We start from the raw sequence: 21,273 nt of genomic DNA, 5'->3' as shown, positions 1-21,273 counted from the left end.
ATAGACGACCGCGTCAAGGGGTCCTGCTCCGGCTCACTCTGTGACGCCGCGCAGTCGCCTGAGGTCGGCGAGGTAGGGGTTGCGGGCTCGCGCCTCGGCGATCCCCGCGGCGCTGATCACGGTGACGGCGACGCCGGCGCCGCGATCGAGGAGATCGACGATGCGGCCGTTGGGGTTGACGAGGCAGCTGTGGGCGGTGAAGCCCTCGCCGCTGTGATTGGCATAGGCGATCGCGAGACCGTTCTCGAGGGCCCGCGCGGGCACGAGCAGCGTCGAGGTCTGCGTCGGCGAGAACGCGAGAGCCGGGTCGCGGGGCTCGTCACCGGAGGATGCGGGCACGGCGGTCGGCACGAGCAGCACCTCGGCGCCCGCCTCGGCGAGTGCGCGGGCGAACTCCGGGTACTCGACGTCGTAGCAGATGCCCATGCCGAAGCGCATGCCCCGCCAGTCGACGAGGTCGCCGCAGCGGGCGGCCGGCGTGAAGAAGTCGCGTTCGATGTCGAAGAGGTGACGCTTGTGGACCCGGGCTAGCTCGGTGCCGGAGTCGTCGAAGAACGAGGCCGCGATGAACCGGCGGGCACCGACCTCGTCGACGCTCGAGGCGACGAGCGCGACCCCGAGGTCACCGGCGATGGCGGCGAGACTCTCCCGCACCCGCGCCCCATCATGGGTCCAGGCCCGAGCCGGATCGTAGCCGGTGGCGAAGAGCTCGGGCGTGACCACCACCTCGGCGCCGACATCCCGTGCCTCCGCGACTCCGCGCCGCAATGTCCGCAGGTTGCCCTCGATGTCGTCGATGTGGGCGGCCGCCTGGACGATCCCGATCGCCACCGCCGGACGCTCGCTGGCCGGGCTCGCACTGGCCACACGTTCCGGTGTGCGCTGTTCGCTCATGGAGCGTCTCCTCCTCCGCGCGGAAGTTTTCCTCCCGACACCATTGACGGCGCCTTCGCCGGTCAGTGACAATTGTAAACCAAATCGGATTTGGTTTATTGGCCGTCCGGTTCGTCGAGCGCATCGCAGCCGCTGCCCTCGACCCGACCACCGAGAGCCCGAGGAGTCACCGATGACACCGCACAGCGAGTTCGCGTCCACCATGGCCGCGAACGGCACTTCACCCGCCGTCGCCGAGGAGATCGAGCGCAGAATCGCGATCGTCGAATCCACCGAGGCGGCCGATCCCTCGCGTCTGCCGCTGTCGGCGACAGAGCTCACCGTCTACACCGGGTCGGCCGTCGCCGCCTGCCTCATCGGCCTGCTGGTGGTGGCGCTGTGAACGGGGCACCGGATCACACGGCCGGGTCCGCGACGGCCGCCGAGGACCCGGTCAGCCGCGAACTGCAGCAGGAGCGCATCTACGGCACATTCCCGCTGCTGAAATCCGAGCGGACCTGGTCGGGCTGGGACTTCACGTGGGTGAACACAGCACTCGCGATCGCCACGTGGGCGTTCCTCGTCGGCGGCTCGACCGCCCTGCTCGTCGGGTTCGCCGACGGTGTGGCGGCGATGATCATCGGCAACGCGATCGGCCTGTGCTTCATGGTGCTCGCCTCCGTGCCGGCCTCCCAGCGCTACGGCTCCGAGCAGTACACACTGCTGCGCGGCGCGTTCGGCGTCGTCGGGGTCGGCCTCATCGTCTTCACGATCATCCTCGTCACGGAGATGGGCTGGTCCTCGCTGCTCGCGGTCATGGCCGGGCGCGCGACGAGCCAGGTCGCGGGCACGCTCGTCGGAGCGGAGTTCGATCAGTACGGGCCGCTCGTGACGATCGGCGGCCTCGTCGCCATCGGCATCGCGTGGTTCGTCCTCTCCCGCGGCCCGGTGACGATCGGGAAGTTCAACAAGTTCGTCGCCCCGGGGCTGGCGATCATCACCGTCGTCATGATGATCGTCCTCGTGGCGACCACCTCGTGGGACACGCTGCGGGACGCGTCCCCGCTGGCGCCGTTCGACGATCCGACGCTCAACTTCATGGTCGCCGTCGAGTTCAACGTCGGCGTCGGGGTCTCGTGGTACCCGGTCATGGGCTCGCTCGCGCGGATGACGAAGAGCCGCCGGGCAGCCGTCTGGCCCGCCTTCGGCGCCCTGTTCTTCGCCACCCTCATCGCCCAGGTCGTCGGGATGGCCGCGGCCCTGACGATCGGGGACTCCGATCCGACGTACTGGATGGTGCCGCTGGGCGGTCCTGTCCTCGGGGTCGCCGTGCTCGCGTTCATCGGGTTCGCCAACATCACGTCGATGTCCTCGATCGTCTATTCGACGATCCTCGCGATCCGCCAGTCCGCCGGTCACGCGCTGAGACGGGTGCCGTGGAAGGCGCTCACGGCGGCCTTCTTCGTCCTGCCCGCGATCATGACGTTCTTCCCCCAGTTCATGTACGAGCAGTTCATGGTGTTCGTGTCGTTCTCCGGCGCTTTCCTCACCGCGATCTGCGGCGTCGCACTCGCCGACTACTTCGTCCTCCGCCGCCAGCACATCGACCTGCGCGAGCTCCACCTCGGCGGGCACGGCCGGCTCTACGCGTACACGGGCGGGGTCAACTGGGCGGGCATCGTCGCCGTGATCGCCGGCGCCGCGTTCTACGTCTGGCTCTACAACCCCGTCACGCTCGAGACCGCACCGGCGTTCTCGGTCATCACCGCCGCCCTGCCCGCTGCGTTCGTCGCCGGCCTCATCTACCTCCTCATCTTCCGGGTCGCCTACGCCTCCCGGCATCCGGCCCGCTGAGGACCGACCGCCTCGGCGAGCCTTCCAGCCCACCGCACCGCGCACCATCACCAAGGAGAGACATGCCCACCGCTTCACGTGCCGCCATCCACACCGCCGGACCCGACCTCACCATCGCCGAGGTGGTCGTTCGCGACCCCGGCCCCGGCCAGGTCCTCGTCAAGCTCGGCGCCTCGGGGGTGTGCGGCTCCGACCGGCACGTCCTCGACGGCGACTGGAACCTGCCGAGCCCCACCGTCATGGGCCACGAGGGGGCCGGCACCGTCGTCGCCACCGGGGAGGGCGTGACCGATCTCGACGTCGGCGATCACGTCGTCCTCAGCTGGTTCTACCCGTGCCTGCACTGCGCGGCCTGCCGCGCCGGCCGCATGTGGGTGTGCACGGGCAGCGGCGCCTCGGCCGGGCTCCTGCCCGACGGGACGACGGGGTTCGCGCAGGATGATGCCCCCGTCTACCCGTACCTCGCCGTCGGGTCGATGAGCGAGTACACCGTCGTCGCGCAGCAGGCGGCGGTGAAGATCCCCGACGACGTCCCCTTCGACGTCGCCGCCCTCATCGGCTGCTCGATCGCGACCGGCTTCGGCGCCGTCGTCAACGACGCCGCCGTCGAACCCGGCCGCTCGGCGCTCGTCATCGGCGCCGGCGGAGTGGGACTGAGCATCATCATGTCCCTCGCCCTGGCCGGGGCGAACCCGATCATCGCCGCCGACATCTCCGACGAGGCGCTCGCGCTCGCGTCATCGTTCGGCGCCACGCACACGCTGACGTCGGGTCCCGACCTCGCCACCGAGGTCGCCGCGCTCACCGGGACCGGCGTCGACTACGCGTTCGAGGCGATCGGCCGGCGCCAGACGATCGAGCAGATGCCTGAGTGCCTGATGCCCGGCGGCACCGCCGTCGTCGTCGGGCTGCCCCCGGAGGACGATCCGGTCTCCGTCGACGCTCTGCTCCTGGCCGAGGAGGGCAAGCGGCTCGTCGGCTCGAACTACGGGTCGACGGTTCCCGGCCGCGACTTCCCGCTGCTCGCCGAGCTCTACCGCGCGGGGAAGCTGCCGATCGACCGCCTCATCACCGATCGGGTCGGCCTCGACGAGGTCAATGCGGCCTTCGACGCGATGCGCGCGGGGGCGCAGGGCCGGACGGTCATCGTCCACTGACCGCCTCCTGACGGGAGGGGATGCGCGACGCTCTGAGAGAATGACGCCATGGCGCGACCGAGCAAGAACATCCTCTCCCCCAGCATCATCGCCGAGGCGGCCCTGACGTTGGTCGAGCGCGATCACGATTTCACGATTCCCGGGATCGCGAAGGAGCTCGGGGTCAACCCGTCATCGCTCTACCACCACGTCCGGGGCGGTCGTGACGAGATCATCAACCTCATGCGCGAGGCGCTCTACGGTCGCATCGACCTGCGTGCGGCGACAGAGGAGGGCACGCCGTGGCAGGACCGGCTGCGGGCGTGGATCCGCAGCTACCGGGCGAACATGGCGAAGCTGCCCGCCGCGATGCCGCTGCTCGTCGGCTCCCCGGTCGACGACCTGCCGACGCTGCGGATCTACGAGGTCGCGTTCGCGATCCTCGACGAGATCGGCATCCCCGCCGAGGACCAGGTCGACGTCGTCTCGATGCTCGACGCGGTCGTCCTCGGATCGGCGCTCGATCGCGGCGCCCCGGTGCCGATGTGGCAGCCGGGCGACCATGCGGTCCCGCACCTGCAGCGTGCGGCGCCGTTCGGGGATGACGACGACCGTTCGGCCAGGGGTCTCGAGCTCGCGATCACCGGTGCCGTCGCCGCGATCGAATCCCTCATCGCCGAGGCGGCCTGAGGCTCGGTGTCGTCTGCAGCCTGAGGGTCGGCGTCAGCTTCATCTGCTGGCGAGCGGCGGTGTCACCCCTCGTTCGGGGAGATGAAGAGCTTCCGCAGCGGGAACTCGTCGATGTACCACCGCGTCTTCATCCCGGCGGTCAGGCGGACGAGAGAGCCGGGTGCCAGCACGACCGGCTCCTGGGCGGGGTCGTCGAATTCGATGCGACCGGCACCGGAGATGACGAGGAAGACCTCGTCGCCCTCGACATCGCGCATCGCGCCGGCGCTCATCTCCCACAGTCCGTAGTCGACGTCGCCGATCGTCCCGAGTTCGGCGAACGCCGTCGTCGTCGCGGCGGACGCCCCAGCCTCGCCGGGCGCGTCAGCCCCAGCGGGGTCGAGGCGCTGCCACTCCTCGATCGGCTCGTGGTCGAGGGGGTAGGTGGTCGTGTCGATCGGCTCCGTTGCGCTCATGCGCCCAGTGTAGCGAGCGGAACCGGAACACGAGCACGGAATCCGGAGCCGCCTCGGCGATTTCATATGCCAATACGACCTCCAACTGCTGTTTACAGCACGACTAGCCATGGGATAGAACTGAATCCGTACGCTCGCAGCGGGCGGGCGCACTCGATCAGGAGAGCTCCATTGACCTACCTCAACGGTGAGGCGTCGTTCTGGCTGGCGCAGTCGCCGGCCGCGCCCATCCCCACCCCACTCCCCTCTGCCAAGCAGGACCTCGTCATCGTCGGCGGCGGCATGACCGGGCTGTGGTCGGCCTACTGCGCTCGCCAGGCCCACCCCGACTGGGCGATCACGGTCATCGAAGCGAAGACGGTCGGCTACGGCGCCTCGGGCCGCAACGGCGGGTGGCTCTCGACGCTCATGCCCGGCAACCGGGCCCGCTTCGCCGAGGCGGTCGACCGTGCCGTCATCGACGACCCGGACGGTCCGGTCGGCTCGGCCCGACGGACCGGCGTCGAGAGCGTCCGGGCCTTCCAGTCCGCGCTCTTCGACTCGATCGACGAGGTCCTCGACGTGCTCGAGACCGAGGGCATCGACGCCGAGGCTGTGCGCGGCGGGCACATCGACGTCGCCCAGTCCGCGGCCGGGATGGCCCGCCTCCACGACCTCGTCGAGGGCAACCGCCGGTTCGGGTACGGGCCTGCGGACATGCAGGTCCTCGACGCCGCCGAGACGCGGGCGAGGATCAACGTCGACAACGCGCAGGGCAGCGTCTTCGTGCCCGGCACCGCGCGCATCGACCCGGCGCTCCTCACCGAAGGACTCGCCCGCGTCCTCCGCGAGCGCGGCGTGACGATCTGCGAGGGCACGCGGGCCCGGCACATCGGCACCGGCCTCGTGTCGACCGAGCGCGGCCCGGTCAGCGGGGAGACGATCTTCGTCTGCCTCGAAGGGTATTCGGACACTGTCGCCGGTGACCTGCCCGGCCTCGAGGGCCGCCAGGTCATTCCCGTGTTCTCCTCGATGATCGCCACCGAGCCGCTGCCGGCCGAGGCGTGGGAGCAGATCGGCTGGGCGGGCCGGGAGTGCCTCGGCGATGCCGCGCACACCTTCATCTACGCCCAGCGCACCGCCGATAATCGGATCGCCCTCGGCGGCCGGGGTGCGCCGTATGCCTTCGGCTCGGGCCTGCCCGGTGACGGACGGGTTCCCGCCGAGGTGGTCGACCTGCTCCGCACGCGCCTGTCCTCGCTCTTCCCTACGCTCGACGTCGAGGTCGCCCACGCGTGGCGGGGTGCGCTCGGGGTGACGCGCGACTGGTGCGCCGGGATCTTCTTCGACCCCGCACAGCGCATCGGCGTGGCGCGCGGGTATGCCGGTCACGGGGTGACGGCGACGCATCTGGCGGCGAAGACGCTCCTCGACCGGGCGGCCGGCACGCCGACGCCGCTGACCGCCCTGCCGTGGAACGATCACGTCTCGGGGCAGTGGGAGCCCGAGCCGATCCGGTGGCTCGGCATCCGGTCGATGTACAAGATCTTCAACCTCGCCGATGAGTGGGAGCGCATCACCGACGCGCAGAAGACGAGTCTCCTCGCCCGCTTCGGCGCGCGGCTCGCCGGACTCGCGGAATAGGGCGGGCTCTCCCCGACTTCAGGTCATTCCAGGCAGAGAATCCGGCGGCGGATTGAGGTCTGCGGTGCACCTCTGCCGAAGTCGCGGACGCAGAGTGTCGATTTCGGACTCGATCATCGACACTCTGCGTCCGGGAAACGGCGGCGCGGGCCGTACGGCTGTCACACCGCCGGGGTGAGATCTGCCAGACTCAGCGTGAGGGCAGCGACGATGAAGGAGTGCGACCATGACGACCCCGGACCAGCGCATCTCGCCGATGGCGCAGACGTATCCGGCCTCGGACATCCGCAGGATGTTCAACCTCGCGCTCGATCACCCCGACGCCGTCAAGCTCACCGTCGGCGAACCGGACTTCCCCACGCCGGAGCACATCAAGGCCGCCGGCATCCGGGCGATCGAGAACAATGAGACCCGCTACGTCGCCAATGCCGGGATCCCGGGGCTGCGCGAGGCGATCGCGGAGAAGTACGCGGCCCGCTGGGGTCGGCCGGTCGGCGTCGAGAACGTCATGGTCACCTTCGGGGCGATGGAGGCGCTCACCCTCTCCCTCGATGCCACGGTCTCGCCCGGGCAGGAGGTCATCATCGCCGATCCGAGCTTCCCGAACTACCGCGGTCAGATCCACCGCCTCGGCGCGGTTGCCGTGCCCGTGCCCGTGCGTGAGGACAGCGGCTTCAAGGTCCGCGCCGAGGATGTCCGGGCCGCCGTCACCGAGCGGACCGCGGCGATCATCCTCAACTCCCCGTCGAATCCGCTCGGCTCGGTCATCGATCGGGCCGATCTCGAGGGGATCGTCGACCTCGCCGAGGAGTTCGGGTTCACGATCATCTCCGATGAGGTCTACGACGAGATCGTCTTCGACGATGCGACGTTCACCTCGATCGCCGAGGTGCGGCCCGAGTTCGATCGGCACCTCGTCATCGGCAGCTTCTCGAAGACCTACGCGATGACGGGGTGGCGGTGCGGGTTCGTCATCGCCCCTGCCGATCTCATCGCCCCGATGCCGCTGCTCCAGGAGGGGCTGACCTCGAGTCTGCCGGGCTTCGTCCAGGAAGCGGCGATCGCTGCGCTCACCGGCCCTCAGTCGGTGGTGGGAGAGATGGTCGAGTCGTATGCGCAGCGCCGAGACCTCATCGTCGATCAGGTCAACGCCATCGACGGAATGAGCGTGCTGCGCCCCGAGGCGACGTTCTACGCGTTCGCCAACATCAAGGACTGGAGTCTGAGCTCGTGGGACGTCGCGCTCGAGCTGCTGAGGCACCACGGGCTCGCCACGATTCCCGGGTCGGCGTTCGGCCCCGCCGGTGAGGGCTATCTGCGGCTGACGTTCGCCGTGTCCCCGGAGACGATCAGGGAGGCGTGCCGACGCCTCGCGGACTTCGCCGCGACGCGGTGACGTGGTGGCGCAGTGGCACTGTGACTTCAACCGGCTGAGAACGCGACAGGGGCGAGTGCACTTAAGTGCACTCGCCCCTGCGCTGCCCGGACCGCCGCGGATGACGCGGCGCGACCGTGTCGGTGCCCGGTGTGCGATCACCGGAGCCAGGACGCGCTGATCAGAGATCAGCGCCCGTCATTCAGCGACGGTCGGTGACGTCCTTCGCGGTGTCCTTGAGCTTCTCACCGGCCTGCTTGGTGCCGGCGGCGGCCTGGTCGGCCTTGCCCTCGGCCTGCATCTGCTCGTTGTTGATGAGCTTGCCGGTGGCGTCCTTGGCCTTGCCCTTGAGCTCCTGGGCCTTGTTGTCGAACTTGTCCTTCGCACTCATGGCGATTTCCTTTCGTTGTTCCAACAGGTGATCCGGAAGAGACCGGATCGTGGTCAGGCAGCGTTCTTGCTGCGGTTCTTGATGATCAGTCCCCAGATGAACGAGAACACGATCGCGCCGATGACGGCGATGAAGAACGAACCCCACGACCAGGGATCCGAGAAGACTGCGCCGATTCCCTTGCCGCCGAAGAGGCCGAAGAGAAGTCCACCGACGAAGGCGCCGATGACACCGAGGATGATGGTGCTGATCCAGCCACCACCCTGCTTGCCGGGCAGAATGAGCTTCGCGAGCGCTCCCGCGAGCAGTCCGACGATGATCCAGCCGATGACAACCATGTTTCCATCCTTCTCTCTAGGGAACGGAGCCTGCAGACCGGCAGGCCTGCTTGGTTCCATTCCACCTGTACAGACGCAGTGACACTACAAACCTCACGCACATTTTTCAAGGATTTTTCCCGGAGTTTCACCCAGGTGAACTTGCCGTGTCGGATCACGCGGTCGGGCGTTTCCCGGCGCGTGCCCCGCGATCACGGGGCAGGCGGCCGTCGAGGTCAGGCCGTCGACGCCGTCAGATCGGGCAGAAATCGATGTTGTCGATCCCGCTGCGGCGGCGGTTCCGCGATCGGGTCAGGTCGCCGAGGCGAGCGCTGCGTTCCAGCTTCCGTAGAACTTCCGCACCGCGGCGGCCGAGGGCACCTCGCCCTTGTGCGCCGTCGCGTACTCCCCGTACGCCTTGTACGTGGCGCCGACGCCGCGGGATTCGCAGTCGGCGACGAACGCGGCGATCGCCCGATCGTAGGCAGCGGCGTCGAAGCGCAGCTGCCCCTTCGCCCGGCCCGTGCTGCTCGTCGCCAGTCCCGCCGCCGTGAGCGCATCGTTCCACGATCCGAACCGCTGCACGGCGGTCTGACTCGTCGGCGGCCAGAGGCTCGCGCCCTTGCCCGAGCCGATCCCGAGGTGGCGCAGCAGGGCGGTGCGCTCGGCGTCGTAGCGTGCCGCGGTCAGGCCGGGCTTCGCGTCACGACGGCGGATGGAGCCGATCGCCTCGGCCACCTCGGTGACGGTGCGAGTGACGAGTGCCGCGTCGTCGGGGAACTGGGCGGACAGCGTCGCCTCCACCTCGGCGAGGATCGTCTCATCCGGCGCCTCGAGCCCTCCGGTTGCGTTGGGCAGCGCCGCGCCCGCCGGTCCGGTGTCGGCCGGTGGCGTGTCGGTCGTGCGCGCGGTCGCGAGCAGCAGGGCCCCGAGCACCGCAGGAGTGGGGGTGTGGGATCTGTCGCGCGCTGCATCCGTCATCCCTACCATCCTACGGGGCGGCTCAGACTTCGAGATCTCGGAGGACGAATCGCTGGATCTTCCCGCTCGGCGTCTTCGGCAGCTCGTCGACGATGTGGACCCGGCGCGGATACGCGTGTGCGCCGTACGTGGTGCGCACGGCGTTCTGCAGCCGCGTGACGAGATCGTCGGTGCCCGCGGACTCCCCGAGGACGACGAATGCCTCGATGACCTCGCCGCGGACCTCGTCCGGGCGCCCGACGACGGCCGCCTCGACGACGGCGTCGTCGGTGATGAGGATGCTCTCGATGTCGAACGGGGCGATTCGGTAGCCGGCGGCCAGGATGATGTCGTCGTCACGGGAGGCGAAGAAGAAGTCCGGTCCCTCCGCGCGGCCAATATCCCCGGTGAAGTACCACCGGCGGTCGGGCGTGAAGCGCTCCGCCGTCTGGCGCGGGGCGTCGACGTAGCCGGTGAACCACATCAGCGGGCTGTCCTCGACCGAGAGGGTGATCGACCCGCCGGTCGTGCCGGCGACGAACCCGGGCAGCGCCTGCCCCATCGACCGGTCGGCGACCGTGGAGCGCAGACGTTCGTCCCACGCGTTGCCGATGGCCATGCCCTGCTCGGTCTGTCCCCAGTGGTCGCGCACCGTCACCCCGAGCGCACCCGGTGCCCAGTCGACGACGTCCGCGGTCAGCGGCTCTCCCGCCGAGGAGGCTGCGCGCAGGGGTGCGGCAGCGGTGACGCCCGTCTTCTTCAGTGCCCGGTAGATGGTGGGCGCGGCCGCGAGGTTGGACACCTGCAGCTCGTCGAGGAGACGCCCGGTCGTCGCGGGATCGAAGCCGCCGGCGAAGAGGATGTTGGGCACACCGATCGCGAGCGGTCCGACGATGCCGTAGTAGAGGCCGTAGGCCCAGCCGGGGTCGGCCGCGTTCCAGAACACATCGTCCTCGGCGACGCCGAGACCGTAGCGCATGTAGGCGACGAACGCGGCGAGCGCGGAGCCCGGGACCCCCACGGCCTTGGGGGTGCCCGTGGTGCCGGAGGTGTAGAGCTGGAGGAACAGACCGTCCCCGCCGATCGCCTCGGCGGACTCGAGCGGTTGACGTGCAGTGATCGCCCGGTCGAGGTCGGCACCCGTCCCGAGGACGGGAACATCGATGCCCTCGAGTTTGGGCTGCTGGGCGGCGTCGGCGACGATGAGCACGGCATCGGCCCCGGTCACTCGGGTTGCGATCGCCGGTCCGGCGAAGGCGGTGAACAGGGGGACTTCGACCGCGCCGAGGCGCCAGAGTGCCATGAGGACGATCGGCAGCTGCCGCGTCTTCTCCATGAGGACGCCGACTCGCGATCCGCGTCCGACGCCGAGTTCGCGGAGCAGTGCGGCAAGGCGCTGGGAGCGATCGGCGAGTTCCCCGAACGTGAGGCGGTAGGGGTCGAGCCGCTCGTCGACGCAGACGAACGCGGTGTCGGCTGCCGGGCGACTGTCACAGAGCACCTCGGCGAGGCAGAGATCGGCCACCGAGAATCGGCGGCGCAGCTCCTCGACCTCGGCCACGATGTCAGGATGGTCCTGCCACGGGGCGGGCGCCACCGCGACGTCCTCGTCCACCTGCCTGGTCGTCATTGCCTCGTTCATTGCGCTCTCCTCAGTCTCGGTCGTCATCGTCCTGTCTCGACGGCACCGTGGTCCCGTGCGCCGGTGAAGCGAGACGTTTGAAGCGAGACTAGGCAAGGCGCGCATCGTTGACTACCCTCCGAAGTGGGCAGTGGCTGCTGCCGAGGCGATGAGGCGAGGACGGGGCGGCGATGGGCACGGAGCACGACGAGCGCATTCGACGGTCCCTCGATCGCGTGCGCACCGGCACCGGTGTCGACCTCGCCTTCGGTGGGGTGGTCGACGACTCCCGCGGTCTGCTCCTCTCCCATTTCTTCGGGCCCACCGTCGGTGCGCTTCCGGGTGTCACGCTGTCCTACGATGCGGGGCTCGGCGGTCGCACGGTCGCCCTGCGGCGGCCTCTGGCCGTGGCCGACTATGTCGCCTCGGAGGCGATCTCCCACCACTACGACGGGGTGATCCGGGCTGAGCGCCTGCGGGCGATCGCTGCGGCCCCGGTCGTCGTCGACCGTAAGACCACCGTCGTTCTCTATGCCGCGTTCCGCAGCGACGCCGTCATCGCCGACCGCATCCTCTCGACCCTGACCGACGAAGCCCGCGAACTCGAGCACGCGCTCATCGTCGCCCGTGCGCAGCGGCTCGAGAGCGACGCCGAGGCGGCCCGCGCTCTGCTCACCCGGATCCGCGCCGTCCATGGGGAGCTGCGGGCACTCAGTGCCGCGGTCACCGACGGTCGCCTGCGCCGGGAGCTGCGCGAGATCGCCGAGGGCCTCGCGCTGCCGGAGAAGCGTGAGCCGACGGTGCCGGTGTCGCTGACCGAGCGGGAGACCGATGTCCTCGCGCTCGTGGCGACGGGCATGACGAACCGGGAGGTCGCCGAGGCGCTCGGTCTCACCGTGCTCACCGTCAAGGCGTATATGAAGGCGCTCATGGCGAAGCTCAATGCCCGCACCCGGTACGCCGCGGTCATCGAGGCGCAGGAGACGGGCCTGCTGCCGTAGATGCGGCTAGAGTCGCCCCATGACCATGGTGAGCGACCTGACGAACGACGAGCTCATGGACGTCGTCGTCCGACCGGCGATCGACCGGCTGTTCCGCGACGGCGAGCTCGACAGCGTGGAGCTCGAAGAGCGGCCGGACGGTCACGTTCTCGTCCACGTTCGTGCCGGCGAGGACGAGATCGGGATCTATCTCCGCACCCCCGGGGCCGAGGTCACCGTCGACCAGCAGGCTGAGCTGGTCGCCGGAGAACTCCAGGACTTCATCGCCGAGTCCTCCTTCGGGTGGGGCCAGCTGCGCACGTAGGCGAGCCTGCCCCGTGTCAGGCCGGGGTGAGAGGATGGGCTCGTGCCTACCGATCGTCCGACCTCGCCGCAGCCTCGGCGGTCTGAGAGCGTCCACACCGATTGGCGCACAACGTTCGCCTCCTTCGCCGAGGTGACGCCGCAGGATCACACCCCCGTGGCCCTCGGCTTCGAGCTCATCGAGGTCGTGCCCCGCACGTGGTACGAACCGCAGCGCTCGGTGCTGCTGACGCGGACTGCCGTGAGTCCGCGGACGAACCCGACCTTGGCGATCCGTCCGCTCGTCCTCAGCGAGTCCGGGAACTGGGTGAAGAAGTCGCTGACGTGGCGCACGATCGACCGGATGACCACGCAGTTCGGGGTCGACCCGCGCCACCAGGAGTGGTTCTCCCAGCTCGCGGGCCTGCGCACCCGCGACAAGACCGACTTCACGCCCGACGGTGCGCCGTACCACCTCGGCGATTTCCACACCCCGTTGATCTGGGACATCTTCGACCACGGGGCCGAACTCGGGATCGCATTCGTCGGCGTCAACCAGGGCATGGACGTCCGCATCGGGCGGAGCGCCAACGCCCTCATCGACGTCGCCCGGGTGCCCGGTCGCCTTCGCGTCCAACCGCAGGTGACGATCGATGAACGCGAATTCGCCACGGGGTTGGCCAAGCCGATCTGGACGCACGGATTCTTCGGCGTCGACACCCGCACCGGCTTCACCGTCACCCTCGCGCCGTCCACGGCGCCGACGACCGCCTCGGCGCTGCCGGTCTTCTCCTCCCCCGGCCCGATCACGATTCCCGCCGCCGAGTCCGAGGAGTTCTTCGCGGAGTACTACCCGCTGCTGCGCACCTCCGCGCAGGTCGTGAGCTCCGATGATTCCGTGACGTTTCCGCACTTCAGGGACCCCCGTCTCGTTCTCTTCCTCACCTTCGGGACCGCGGACCGACTGAGCGTGCGCTGGTACTGGGAGTACTCGGGGCCGCGTCGCAGGCTCCCGGTCCGGCCGGTCGACCGCCTCGGCGACAACCGCCTCGGCGACGGGCGTCGGGACCACGAGCACGAAGCCGCGGTCCTTGCCGAGGTGAGCACCCACCTCGCCCGTTTCGCGCTGACCGACCCTGGGGCCGAGTTCCCCACGACCCCGACCGATATCGACCTCGACGACGCCGACACCGCGGATTTCGTCGCGAACATCCTCCCCTGCCTCGAGGAGATCGACCATGTCACGGTCATCACCCGCGGCAGGCGGCAGCCGTACCGTGAGCTCGGGGGCGATCCGAGCGTGAGGATCACGTCGGTCGAGTCGGAGAAGAACGACTGGTTCGACCTCGGCTTCCAGATCACCGTGGGCGGCAAGCCGATCCCCTTCGCCACGCTCTTCACCGCACTCGCGAAGGGGGCGAAGAAGATCAAGGTCGTCGACGACACCTTCCTCACCCTCGACCGGCCCGTCTTCGACCGGATCAAGGCCCTCCTCGCCGAGGCGGAGCTCATCCCCGAATGGGAACCGGGCGCCCCGAAGATCAGTCGCCTCCACGTCGGTCTGTGGTCGGAGTTCGAGGACCTCGCCGACGAGGCCGAACCCGCCGCGACCTGGCGGGAGTCCGCGCAGGCCCTGACCGAGCTCGACCGGCTTCCCGCCACCCCGGTGCCGCACCTGAACGGGGTCACCCTCCGGACATACCAGGTGCAGGGGTTCCGCTGGCTCGCGCTGCTGCACCGGTGCCGCCTCGGCGGGATCCTCGCCGACGACATGGGGCTCGGCAAGACCCTGCAGACGCTCGCGCTCATCGCCCATGCGCGACGTCAGGCCGCCGGCACCGAGCCGCCGTTCCTCGTCGTCGCCCCCACCTCGGTGGTCCCGGTCTGGGCCCAGGAGGCCGGGATGCGCACCCCTGACCTCGATGTGCGCGTCGTCCGGGAGTCGACGAAGAAGCGGGGCACGTCCGTCGCCGAGGTGGCCGCCGGTGCCGATGTCATCGTCGTCTCGTACGCGATCCTCCGCCTCGATGAGGACGAGATCGCCGGCCTGGAGTGGGCGGGCCTCGTCCTCGATGAGGCGCAGTTCGTCAAGAACGCGTCCTCGCAGGTCCACCAGGCGGCGAAGGCGGTGCGGGCGCCGTTCCGCCTCGCGCTCACGGGCACGCCGTTGGAGAATTCGCTGCGCGACGTCTGGTCGCTGCTCGCGATCACCGCACCTGGTCTCTTCCCCTCGCCGCACCGGTTCGAGGAGGAGTACGTGCGGCCGATCGAAGGCGGGGAGAATCCGGGGCGGATGCAGCGTCTGCAGCGACGGATCCGGCCGTTCATGATGCGCCGGACGAAGGACCTCGTCGCCGCCGATCTGCCGGAGAAGCAGGAGCAGGTCATCACCGTCGAGCTCTCGGCCGCGCACCGGAAGCTCTACGATCGGATCCTGCAGAAGGAGCGGAAGAAGATCCTCGGCTTCATCGAATCCGACTACGACCGGCAGCGGTTCATCGTCTTCCGGTCGCTGACCCTGCTGCGGATGCTCGCGCTCGATCCGCGCATCGTCGATGCCGAGCACGCCGAGGTTCCCTCGAGCAAGCTCACTGCGCTCCTCGAGCACCTCGACGAGGTCATTGCCGAAGGGCATCGGTCGATCGTGTTCAGTCAGTTCACGTCGTTCCTCGATCATGTCGCCGAGGAGCTCGATCGTCGCGGTGTCACCTCCGTCATGCTCGATGGGTCGACCCGCAATCGCGCCGAGGTCGTCGAGTCGTTCCGGGCGGGGACGGCGCCGGTGTTCCTCATCAGTCTCAAGGCCGGCGGGTTCGGTCTCACCCTCACCGAGGCGGACTACGTCTTCCTCATGGATCCGTGGTGGAATCCGGCGGCGGAGAATCAGGCGATCGACCGTGCGTATCGGATCGGGCAGACGAAGCACGTCATCGTCTACCGCTATGTCACCGAGGGCACGATCGAGGAGAAGGTGCTCGGGCTGCAGCGGAAGAAGGCGGAGCTCTTCGACTCGCTGATGAGTGAAGGCGACGAGGTGGCGCCTGGGCCGGCGACGGGGTCGGGGGCGTCAGGTGGGCCGACGGCGTTGCTAGGCGGGCCGTCGGGCGGCGACGGTCAGGCGTTCAGCAGGGAGATCACCGCAGACGACATCCGGGATCTCTTCGACGGGTGAGGGTCAGGCGGGAACATCGGTCGAACTTCAGCGCTTGAGCAGACGGCCGATGATCTCCGGAACACGAACTGTCACAGCGTTCCAGAAGACCTCGTTGTTCATTGCCGCATACCCGGCGTGGGCGGCAATGTTCCGGGTCGCCCTGATCGCGGTCACCTCCATCGGGGTCAACTCGTCAAGCCACGGAGCGAATTCTGCACGTTCAGTCAACGAGGCCAAACGAATGATCACCATACTCGCGACATCGTAGGACGGCGCGCCAGCGACGAAGTCATCGCGCGGGGTCGACGCGACGGCCTGTGCGCGTTGGAGAATTCGAGTCAGCTCCTCCCGAATGTTCTCGCGGTCGAAGTTCGGGCTGTTCCGTCGACTGCGGCGCCGCCCGGCCGAGTAATCGTCCCTGGACGAGTCGGAGCCGGTCATACCGGAACCGCCTCACGCAGCACGTCCCAGCCCGGTGGCACCGGCCCGTTGTCGACGACGACATCGACGGGGAATCCGGTGATCTGGCGGACCCGCTCACCGAAATACGCCAGATCGAACAGGTCCACCCCATCGTGGGCGGAGACGACGAGGTCGATATCGCTGTCATAGCCGTCTTCGTTGCGTGCCACCGACCCGAACACCCTGACGTTGCGCAGACCGAGTTCCGATGCGATGTCCCGCACCTGACTGACGACTCGTTCGAGGGCGAGCGCCGGTCGATAGTCGGCTGCCTGCAGGATCCGTTCCAGCATCTCCGAAGAGATCTTCCGACTGCCCGATTCGATCTGGGCAATCGTCGGCTGACGCATACCGGCGCGCTCGGCGAGCTCGGTCTGCGTCAACCCAGCATCGAGCCGTGCGGTCCGGACGAGATCGCGTGCATCGTCGGAGTCAAACCGTCCCATGAATCAAATATAGCTACATGCTATATGGCAATTCCAGCCGTTCTGGGAGATGCGCTCAGTCAGCCGTCAGCGGCACGAGCGGCTTCTCCCCGGGAGCCGACGGAGTGAGGACGACTTCCTGGACCATGGGGTTCTCCTCGAGGTGGCGTTCGACGGTGCGCAGGCGCACCGCGAGCTGGCTCTCCTTCGCATCGCCGACGAGGTCGACGGCGGCGACGACGTAGACCTTGCCCGAGCCGACGAATTCGACGTGGAGGTAGGTGACCTCGACGATGTCCTTGTCCTCGAGGAGGGCGCGGAGGATCATGTCGCGGATGCGCGGGGTAACGTTCTCGCCGACGAGGTAGCGGCGGTTGCGGTCGATGAGGACGATCGCGACGATGCCGAGGAGGATGCCGACGAGGATCGAACCGATCGCGTCGAAGGCGGCGATGCCGGTGATCTGGTGGAGGAACATGGCGAGGAACGCGATGACGAGTCCGATGAGGGCCGCGGCATCCTCGGCGAAGACCGCCCGCAGCGTCGGGTTCGAGCCCTTGAGCACATAGCGGAGGACCGGCTGCCGCAGCTCCGCCGCCCGGCCTCTGGCCTGGCGCACCGACTGCAGGAACGAGAATCCTTCGAGGACGAACGAGATCGCGAGCACGATGTACCCGACGAGGTAGTTGCTGTCATTGGACTCGTGGGAGAACAGCGACTGGAACCCGTGCCAGATCGAGACGGCGGAGCCGACCGTGAAGATGCCGAATGCCGCGAACATCGACCACACGTAAGCCTCGCGCCCGAAGCCGAGGGGATGTTTGGCATCGGCGGGGCGGGAGGATTTGCGTTCGGCGATGAGGAGGAACACTTCGTTGCCGGCATCGGCCCACGAGTGGGCCGCCTCGGCGACGAGGGCTGCCGACCCGGTCATGCCGGCGGCGATCGTCTTCGCGATCGCGACGGCGAGGTTCGCCGCGAAGGCGATGATGACGGTGAGCCAGCTGCCGCCGGCGGCCTTGTGGGCCTCCGTGTCGACGCCGCCCGTGCTCGCGGTCATGCCCGAACCTCGAGGAGGGACACAGCCTGGACAGCAGGGCTCCCTGCGGGCGAACTCGTCATGGCAGCGTCCTCTCGGTGGGCGGTCGAACCGTTGGGGACCAGCTTACGTCCGACCGCCTCGGCGGAGGGGCTGTTTCACGTCAACGACGCTTGCCAGTCTGGTCGGATCATCCGACTTCACTCGACTACTGTTGGATTACCCCAGCCGAAGAGGACTCACGCATGACTGCACCCGCCGATTTCGTTCATCCGTTCGCGCAGGTCGCGCTGACGAACATCACGCAGGACTATCCCTACGCGGCGCATCACGTGGCGAACAGCCTCGTCGACATCGTGCCAGCGAGTGAGAAGCACCCGGCGTTCGCGAACTCGTTCGACTGGCACTCGAGCGTTCACATGCACTATCTGCTCGTCACACTCCTCGATACCGAGGCGGCGCAGGACGCGCCGTGGCGCGACGAGGCGATCGAGCTGTTGCAGCTGCACCTCAGTGCCGTGAAACTCACTGCGGAGGCCGCGTTCCTGCGTGACCATCCGGGGTGGGAACGGCCGTACGGATGGGCGTGGGCGGTCGAACTCGTCGAGGCGCTGCGGACCAGCTCGGACCCGCAGCTGAGGGATTTGGCCGACGGCGCGCAATTTCTCGCGAACACGGTGTTCGATCTCGTAGTCGCGTGGCTGCCGAAGGTTCCGGAGCCTGTTCGGCACGGGGTGCATTCCAACACTGCGTTCGGTCTGCGGCGGATCCTCCTCGGCGCTCGCGCACAGGGTCGTCGGGACGTCGTCGAGGTCATCGCGGGCGCGGCGCGCCGGTTCTATGCCGAGGACAAGGCCTGGAACTTCAGTCAGGAGCGCAGCGGTCAGGACTTCCTCTCGGCAGGACTGTGCGAGGCCGACCTGATGTCGGAGATCCTCACCGAGGATGAGCTCGCCGTGTGGCTGCCGGCGTTCCTCTCGGAGCTGTCCCCCGAGTCGCCTGCGCTCTCACCGGTCGAGGTGCTCGACCCCACCGACGGCCAGCAGAGCCACCTCTATGGCTTGGGGTTGTCGGTCGCGGCATCGGTCATGCGGCTCGTCCCTCAGCTCGAGGAGATCGCCCAGCGCCACGACAGGGCCGACCTCGATTCTTTGGCCAAAGGCATGCTGACCCGTGTCGATGCGCTTATGACACCGGGGCTTGTGGCTGCCGTGTCCGATGAGTACATGTCGTCGCACTGGGTCGCGACGTTCGCATGGGAGAGCCTGGTGTTGCAAGGGCGATGACGCTCAGCGACCGAGTGGGTCGGACCCGCTCGCGCCGACGCGGATGCAGGCGTAGCACATCGTCTTCCCGGAATCTCGCCTTGGTGAATGCTCCGGCGCGCCGGTACCGATAGCTATGCGGGCCAGGCCGATGCATTATTCGAAGTGGCTTGGGAAGAAGGCGAGGCTGATTAGTCCGGCAATGATGATGGCGCCGCGGGCTATAACCGTTGACCGGACCGGTACCAGTCGGTTTACTAACCACCCTGGGCAGTACCTCTAGGAACCGTTATTCACGCGTCGTTGACATCCACGTCGTCAAGCTCGCCGGTGATATCCTCGATGATGTTCGTCGCCGTGTTCAGCAGGAGACCACCGGGCATCGTGGCCGGGCGAAGGACCCACTGTATCGGGCGCGGAGGACTCTGCACCCCGGCGTTGATCTACTCACGACCAAACAGCAGGAGAGGATCGCCAGCCTCTTCGCCGACGCGAGTTTCACCGAAGTCGAAGTCACCTGGGCTGTCTATTAAGACATCGTGACCGCCCACCGAACCATAGATCGTGGAGAGGGCAAGAAGCTCCTGCAAGTGGTCATCGACGCTCTGACAACGAATCTGCCGTCCGAGCTCGTCGAGCTCTAGCGTTTGGGACGGACTCTGAAGCGTCGCGCCACTGATGTGCTCGCGTTCTTGACCCAACTGGGAACATCGAACGGTCCGACCGAGGCCATCAATGTCAGGCTCGTGCATCTGCGAGGATCTGCTCTGTGGTTCCGCAACCTCACCCACTACATCGCCAGATGTGTACTCGAGTCCGGAGGATTCAGACAAGTTCTACACTCTCAATTACGATGAGCCGGATTTTGACCAAGACATGACTCGCGTAGAGGGCAACCTGATGCGGGGTCTGCGCGCCCGACCGACGCGACTACGGCGAATAATAGTGGGCCTCTGTAGTCCATGAGCTTCGATGGAGCGAGACCAGTTCATCGCGCGAGGCGTCCTGAGTATAGCCGCTCCCTGGACGCGGTGGGTATGCTTCCGACACATGGGGAGGGGCAGAGTCGACTTCGACAGAGGGATCGCGCGCCTGTCGACCTATGCCCGGATCCATGGCCACGTCAACCCCAAGAAGGGCGAGGAATGGTTGGGCTGGCGCGTCGACCTGTGGATCTACGCGCTCAGGGCCAAATATCGCGCCGGCAAGCTGAGCGACGACCAGATCTCTGAGGCCGAAGCGATCGGAATTAAGTTCGAACGGCCGTATCGCGACCCGGGACCGAAGGCCCCGACGAGAGCCGAGCGCCGCGAGGCTAGAATCTTGCAACGCCTAGCTCAGCTCAGAGCCTTCCACGCTCAGCGCGGCCACATCAACATCCCGCAGCACGACGGGATCGATGGGTGGCCCGGCGCGGGACGATGGGTCGCGCGCCTGCGAGGACATTACCGACGCGGCGAACTTTCAGACCGAGTGATCCGCGTCGCGGATGAGATGAACATCAGGTGGAACCTGCACGGTAAAGGCATTGGAATCCCTTCCCGTGCTGATCAAGGGTAAGCCCGAATCGGTGCGCAGAATTCTGAATGCTCAGATGCGCTGGGAACTCTGGCTCCGCCTCAGAAGCTCCGTCACTGGGATGGTGGAGCCGCACGGTGTGCAGCGACGGCCGGTCGATCACGACCCGGTTCCTGAAGCCAACCAGCAGCGCCGAAGCGACCAGGCCCATAGGTGCGTAGAACGCAGTTGTTCGAATCCCCGTCGCAGCTCTCCAGCACCAACCACGGACTGACACGGTCGCCGCCTCCGTGGATGAGATCTCCCGTTACATTCATTGTCAAGCAGCAGTCGGAATCTTCACCTCGTAGAGAGTCCCGGTCTTGACCATCGCGAAGAGTACGTTGAGCCGGCGACGAGCCAAACCTTCAGCGGTCCCGAATCTTCATTGCAAGAAACGAGACGACTGGGCCGCAGATGAGGCGTCTAGGCCACGTTACGGGGCCAGGGAAGCTCACCGTCGTGCTGTTCGCGTACCTCCATTCGATCTACACCAAACCTGGGAAGCGGTTCCATCGGCTTTACAACACGGCCGTCTTGTAAACCGCAATCGACGGCCGCGCCCGCGCTGCTGGCACGCAAAAGGATCAAACTCCCATATCTGTCCGAGGTGTCCGTCCGGGTCTCGAGGTCGGTCGCGCTGGTCAATATCGCGCCGCTCTTGGTCGGTCTTAGAGTACTGGTCGTCGTAGTGGACTAGCTCAAGCGAGTACGACCGCGCTCAGCGATCAGAGCGTGGCCACATCTGATTCATTTCTATTAGTTCTACTAGATATACGAGCATTACGAAGTT

The 21,273-nt window shown here is 67.6% G+C and carries 20 protein-coding genes and 1 pseudogene; 12 read left to right on the top strand and 9 right to left on the bottom strand.

The genetic code is table 11. The features are described 5' to 3' along the window. Window positions 1–33: 33 nt before the first annotated feature. Window positions 34–894: a carbon-nitrogen hydrolase family protein gene (locus tag ABD154_RS06915; protein ID WP_344250785.1), complete on the bottom strand. Its 861-nt coding sequence runs from the start codon at window positions 892–894 to the stop codon at window positions 34–36. A gap of 172 nt (window positions 895–1,066) precedes the next feature. Here ABD154_RS06915 and ABD154_RS06910 point away from each other — a divergent pair, with 172 nt between their 5' ends. From ABD154_RS06910 to ABD154_RS06895, 4 genes are all read left to right on the top strand, one after another. Next, complete coding sequence (locus ABD154_RS06910; protein ID WP_198500296.1) at window positions 1,067–1,276, top strand: hypothetical protein; 210 nt, start codon at window positions 1,067–1,069, stop codon at window positions 1,274–1,276. Next, window positions 1,273–2,727: a purine-cytosine permease family protein gene (locus ABD154_RS06905; protein ID WP_344250782.1), complete on the top strand. Its 1,455-nt coding sequence runs from the start codon at window positions 1,273–1,275 to the stop codon at window positions 2,725–2,727. The genes ABD154_RS06910 and ABD154_RS06905 overlap by 4 nt, the downstream gene beginning before the upstream one ends. Window positions 2,728–2,789: 62 nt before the next feature. Beyond that, entirely contained in the window at window positions 2,790–3,884 is a 1,095-nt protein-coding gene (locus ABD154_RS06900; RefSeq protein WP_344250780.1) for an alcohol dehydrogenase catalytic domain-containing protein, read from the top strand. A gap of 48 nt (window positions 3,885–3,932) precedes the next feature. After that, window positions 3,933–4,553 carry a TetR/AcrR family transcriptional regulator C-terminal domain-containing protein gene (locus ABD154_RS06895; RefSeq protein WP_344250778.1) on the top strand — a complete coding sequence of 207 codons (621 nt, stop codon included), beginning with the start codon at window positions 3,933–3,935 and terminating at the stop codon, window positions 4,551–4,553. 62 nt (window positions 4,554–4,615) lie between these two features. Here the strand turns inward: ABD154_RS06895 and ABD154_RS06890 are convergent, their stop codons facing one another. Continuing rightward, window positions 4,616–5,008, bottom strand: coding sequence for a cupin domain-containing protein (locus tag ABD154_RS06890; protein WP_344250776.1), 393 nt, complete (start codon window positions 5,006–5,008; stop codon window positions 4,616–4,618). Between the two features lie 171 nt (window positions 5,009–5,179). Here ABD154_RS06890 and ABD154_RS06885 point away from each other — a divergent pair, with 171 nt between their 5' ends. Both ABD154_RS06885 and ABD154_RS06880 read left to right on the top strand, forming a co-directional pair. Then, window positions 5,180–6,631 (top strand): NAD(P)/FAD-dependent oxidoreductase, encoded by a 1,452-nt coding sequence (locus ABD154_RS06885; RefSeq protein WP_344250774.1) that lies wholly within the window; start codon window positions 5,180–5,182, stop codon window positions 6,629–6,631. Window positions 6,632–6,857: 226 nt separating this feature from the next. Next, entirely contained in the window at window positions 6,858–8,027 is a 1,170-nt protein-coding gene (locus tag ABD154_RS06880) for a pyridoxal phosphate-dependent aminotransferase (RefSeq protein WP_344250772.1), read from the top strand. Between the two features lie 181 nt (window positions 8,028–8,208). Here the strand turns inward: ABD154_RS06880 and ABD154_RS06875 are convergent, their stop codons facing one another. From ABD154_RS06875 to ABD154_RS06860, 4 genes are all read right to left on the bottom strand, one after another. After that, window positions 8,209–8,397 (bottom strand): CsbD family protein, encoded by a 189-nt coding sequence (locus ABD154_RS06875; protein ID WP_137826597.1) that lies wholly within the window; start codon window positions 8,395–8,397, stop codon window positions 8,209–8,211. A 53-nt stretch (window positions 8,398–8,450) separates the two neighbouring features. Continuing rightward, a complete protein-coding gene (locus ABD154_RS06870) occupies window positions 8,451–8,735 on the bottom strand; it encodes a GlsB/YeaQ/YmgE family stress response membrane protein (RefSeq protein ID WP_198500289.1) in 285 nt (94 codons plus the stop codon). 291 nt (window positions 8,736–9,026) lie between these two features. Then, on the bottom strand, window positions 9,027–9,695 hold the full coding sequence (locus ABD154_RS06865) for a homing endonuclease associated repeat-containing protein (RefSeq protein ID WP_344250769.1): 669 nt from the start codon (window positions 9,693–9,695) through the stop codon (window positions 9,027–9,029). A 22-nt stretch (window positions 9,696–9,717) separates the two neighbouring features. Beyond that, entirely contained in the window at window positions 9,718–11,316 is a 1,599-nt protein-coding gene (locus ABD154_RS06860; protein ID WP_344250767.1) for an AMP-binding protein, read from the bottom strand. A 170-nt stretch (window positions 11,317–11,486) separates the two neighbouring features. Between ABD154_RS06860 and ABD154_RS06855 the strand changes: the two genes are divergently transcribed. The 3 genes from ABD154_RS06855 to ABD154_RS06845 are packed head-to-tail and all read left to right on the top strand — an operon-like array spanning window position 11,487 to window position 15,750. Next, the gene (locus ABD154_RS06855; protein ID WP_344250765.1) at window positions 11,487–12,296 is read left to right on the top strand and encodes a LuxR C-terminal-related transcriptional regulator; all 810 of its coding nucleotides are present in this window, start codon (window positions 11,487–11,489) and stop codon (window positions 12,294–12,296) included. 19 nt (window positions 12,297–12,315) lie between these two features. Beyond that, a complete protein-coding gene (locus ABD154_RS06850; protein ID WP_344250763.1) occupies window positions 12,316–12,600 on the top strand; it encodes a hypothetical protein in 285 nt (94 codons plus the stop codon). Between the two features lie 42 nt (window positions 12,601–12,642). Continuing rightward, window positions 12,643–15,750, top strand: coding sequence for a DEAD/DEAH box helicase (locus ABD154_RS06845; protein WP_344250761.1), 3,108 nt, complete (start codon window positions 12,643–12,645; stop codon window positions 15,748–15,750). A 27-nt stretch (window positions 15,751–15,777) separates the two neighbouring features. On the opposite strand, the gene ABD154_RS06840 is transcribed toward ABD154_RS06845, so the two are convergent. The 3 genes from ABD154_RS06840 to ABD154_RS06830 are packed head-to-tail and all read right to left on the bottom strand — an operon-like array spanning window position 15,778 to window position 17,679. Further along, a complete protein-coding gene (locus tag ABD154_RS06840) occupies window positions 15,778–16,173 on the bottom strand; it encodes a ribonuclease HepT family protein (protein WP_344250759.1) in 396 nt (131 codons plus the stop codon). Then, entirely contained in the window at window positions 16,170–16,640 is a 471-nt protein-coding gene (locus ABD154_RS06835; RefSeq protein WP_344250757.1) for a helix-turn-helix domain-containing protein, read from the bottom strand. Before ABD154_RS06835 ends, ABD154_RS06840 begins: the two co-directional genes overlap by 4 nt. 55 nt (window positions 16,641–16,695) lie before the next feature. Next, window positions 16,696–17,679, bottom strand: coding sequence for a cation diffusion facilitator family transporter (locus tag ABD154_RS06830; RefSeq protein ID WP_344250755.1), 984 nt, complete (start codon window positions 17,677–17,679; stop codon window positions 16,696–16,698). Between the two features lie 224 nt (window positions 17,680–17,903). On the opposite strand from ABD154_RS06830, the gene ABD154_RS06825 reads away from it, so the two are divergent. The 3 genes and pseudogenes from ABD154_RS06825 (at window position 17,904) to ABD154_RS06815 (ending at window position 20,483) form a co-directional block, all read left to right on the top strand. Beyond that, window positions 17,904–18,944, top strand: coding sequence for a DUF2891 family protein (locus tag ABD154_RS06825; RefSeq protein WP_344250753.1), 1,041 nt, complete (start codon window positions 17,904–17,906; stop codon window positions 18,942–18,944). A 290-nt stretch (window positions 18,945–19,234) separates the two neighbouring features. Further along, window positions 19,235–19,780: pseudogene (locus tag ABD154_RS06820) on the top strand (transposase); the annotation flags it as partial. Window positions 19,781–19,973: 193 nt separating this feature from the next. Continuing rightward, window positions 19,974–20,483, top strand: a complete 510-nt coding sequence (locus ABD154_RS06815) for a helicase associated domain-containing protein (RefSeq protein ID WP_344250750.1) — start codon at window positions 19,974–19,976, stop codon at window positions 20,481–20,483. The last annotated feature ends 790 nt before the right edge of the window (window positions 20,484–21,273 follow it).

This window comes from Brevibacterium sanguinis, assembly GCF_039528855.1.
Classification (GTDB): domain Bacteria; phylum Actinomycetota; class Actinomycetes; order Actinomycetales; family Brevibacteriaceae; genus Brevibacterium; species Brevibacterium sanguinis.
The sequence above is the reverse complement of the archived record's forward strand: the minus strand, read 5'-3'. Positions and strand labels throughout refer to the sequence as shown.

Excerpts from the sequence above, each read along its gene's own strand:
- ABD154_RS06835 (WP_344250757.1), bottom strand. The coding sequence starts at position 16,640 with ATGGGACGGTTTGACTCCGACGATGCACGCGATCTCGTCCGGACCGCA.
- ABD154_RS06890 (WP_344250776.1), bottom strand. The coding sequence starts at position 5,008 with ATGAGCGCAACGGAGCCGATCGACACGACCACCTACCCCCTCGACCAC.
- ABD154_RS06895 (WP_344250778.1), top strand. The coding sequence starts at position 3,933 with ATGGCGCGACCGAGCAAGAACATCCTCTCCCCCAGCATCATCGCCGAG.
- ABD154_RS06825 (WP_344250753.1), top strand. The coding sequence starts at position 17,904 with ATGACTGCACCCGCCGATTTCGTTCATCCGTTCGCGCAGGTCGCGCTG.
- ABD154_RS06830 (WP_344250755.1), bottom strand. The coding sequence starts at position 17,679 with ATGACCGCGAGCACGGGCGGCGTCGACACGGAGGCCCACAAGGCCGCC.
- ABD154_RS06815 (WP_344250750.1), top strand. The coding sequence starts at position 19,974 with ATGGGGAGGGGCAGAGTCGACTTCGACAGAGGGATCGCGCGCCTGTCG.
- ABD154_RS06910 (WP_198500296.1), top strand. The coding sequence starts at position 1,067 with ATGACACCGCACAGCGAGTTCGCGTCCACCATGGCCGCGAACGGCACT.
- ABD154_RS06850 (WP_344250763.1), top strand. The coding sequence starts at position 12,316 with ATGACCATGGTGAGCGACCTGACGAACGACGAGCTCATGGACGTCGTC.
- ABD154_RS06875 (WP_137826597.1), bottom strand. The coding sequence starts at position 8,397 with ATGAGTGCGAAGGACAAGTTCGACAACAAGGCCCAGGAGCTCAAGGGC.
- ABD154_RS06865 (WP_344250769.1), bottom strand. The coding sequence starts at position 9,695 with ATGACGGATGCAGCGCGCGACAGATCCCACACCCCCACTCCTGCGGTG.
- ABD154_RS06855 (WP_344250765.1), top strand. The coding sequence starts at position 11,487 with ATGGGCACGGAGCACGACGAGCGCATTCGACGGTCCCTCGATCGCGTG.
- ABD154_RS06870 (WP_198500289.1), bottom strand. The coding sequence starts at position 8,735 with ATGGTTGTCATCGGCTGGATCATCGTCGGACTGCTCGCGGGAGCGCTC.
- ABD154_RS06880 (WP_344250772.1), top strand. The coding sequence starts at position 6,858 with ATGACGACCCCGGACCAGCGCATCTCGCCGATGGCGCAGACGTATCCG.
- ABD154_RS06915 (WP_344250785.1), bottom strand. The coding sequence starts at position 894 with ATGAGCGAACAGCGCACACCGGAACGTGTGGCCAGTGCGAGCCCGGCC.
- ABD154_RS06860 (WP_344250767.1), bottom strand. The coding sequence starts at position 11,316 with ATGAACGAGGCAATGACGACCAGGCAGGTGGACGAGGACGTCGCGGTG.
- ABD154_RS06840 (WP_344250759.1), bottom strand. The coding sequence starts at position 16,173 with ATGACCGGCTCCGACTCGTCCAGGGACGATTACTCGGCCGGGCGGCGC.
- ABD154_RS06900 (WP_344250780.1), top strand. The coding sequence starts at position 2,790 with ATGCCCACCGCTTCACGTGCCGCCATCCACACCGCCGGACCCGACCTC.